Annotated in this window: 1 protein-coding gene; it reads right to left on the reverse strand. The window is 46.0% G+C overall.

Going from position 1 to position 1,232, the window contains the following annotated elements:
• Nucleotides 1-29 precede the first annotated feature (29 nt).
• The gene (locus ACFQ2O_RS21705) at nucleotides 30-1,169 is read right to left on the reverse strand and encodes an acyl-CoA dehydrogenase (RefSeq protein WP_377533013.1); all 1,140 of its coding nucleotides are present in this window, start codon (nucleotides 1,167-1,169) and stop codon (nucleotides 30-32) included.
• Nucleotides 1,170-1,232: the final 63 nt, after the last annotated feature.

Consider the following 1,232-nt stretch of genomic DNA (forward strand, 5'->3'; position numbering starts at 1 on the left):
CCACATTTACAACAAGTTAAGCCGTATTTTTACTTAAGCAATTCTCTTGAAATTACTATTTTCTGTATCTCTGAGGTGCCCTCATAAATTTGTGTAATCTTGGCATCACGCATTAAACGCTCTACATGGTACTCTTTCACGAATCCATATCCACCATGAACCTGCACTGCCTCTACGGTTGTTTCCATGGCTACTTTAGAAGCATAAAGCTTAGCCATCGCACCGGATTTGCTGTAGTCCATGTGCTGGTCTTTGTGGTAGGCAGCCTGTAGGCAAAGCATGCGAGCAGCCTCGATGTTAGTAGCCATATCAGCCAGTTTAAACTGGATAGCCTGGTGCTTTGCAATCTCTACTCCAAATGCCTTACGCTCTTTAGAATACTTAAGGGCAAGCTCCAAAGCGCCTGACGCAATACCTAAGGCTTGGGAAGCGATACCGATACGGCCACCGGCCAGCGTCTGCATGGCAAACTTAAAACCGAAGCCATCTTCACCGATTCTGTTTTCTTTTGGCACCTTCACATCTGTGAACATCAGTGAGTGCGTATCAGAACCACGAATACCTAGTTTGTTCTCTTTCAGACCAATCTCAAAACCTTCCATGCCACGCTCTACAATAAGCGCATTAATGCCGCGGTGACCTTTCTCTACATCAGTTTGAGCAATAACCAGGTAAACGGATGCCGTGCTGCCGTTTGTGATCCAGTTCTTAGTGCCGTTCAGCAGGTAGTAATCGCCTTTGTCTTCAGCGGTGGTGCGTTGCGAGGTAGCATCAGAACCAGCCTCTGGCTCAGATAAGCAGAAAGCACCTATTATCTCGCCGGTTGCAAGTTTAGTCAGGTATTTCTGCTTTTGCTCTTCTGAACCGTAATGCTCAAGCCCCCAGCAAACAAGCGAGTTATTTACCGACATCACTACAGAAGCGGAAGCATCTACCTTGGAGATTTCCTCCATAGCCAGCACGTAAGAGATGGTATCCATGCCGCCTCCGCCATACTTAGGATCTACCATCATACCCATAAAGCCAAGCTCCCCCATCTTCTTGATTTGCTCAGCAGGGAATTTCTGGTGCTCGTCGCGTTCTATTACACCTGGCAACAGCTCTGTCTGTGCAAAGTCGCGGGCGGCAGCCTGTACTGCCAAGTGTTCTTCAGTTAGTTGAAAATTCATGCGGTTTATCTATAGGAAATATTTAACTAAAATTAATTGAGTGCAAAATTATGAAATTCGTTT

Source organism: Pontibacter rugosus (assembly GCF_042678745.1).
Taxonomy (GTDB): domain Bacteria; phylum Bacteroidota; class Bacteroidia; order Cytophagales; family Hymenobacteraceae; genus Pontibacter; species Pontibacter rugosus.

What these genes read in the sequence shown, in the direction of transcription:
- ACFQ2O_RS21705 (WP_377533013.1), bottom strand. Translation starts at nt 1,169, where the DNA reads ATGAATTTTCAACTAACTGAAGAACACTTGGCAGTACAGGCTGCCGCC.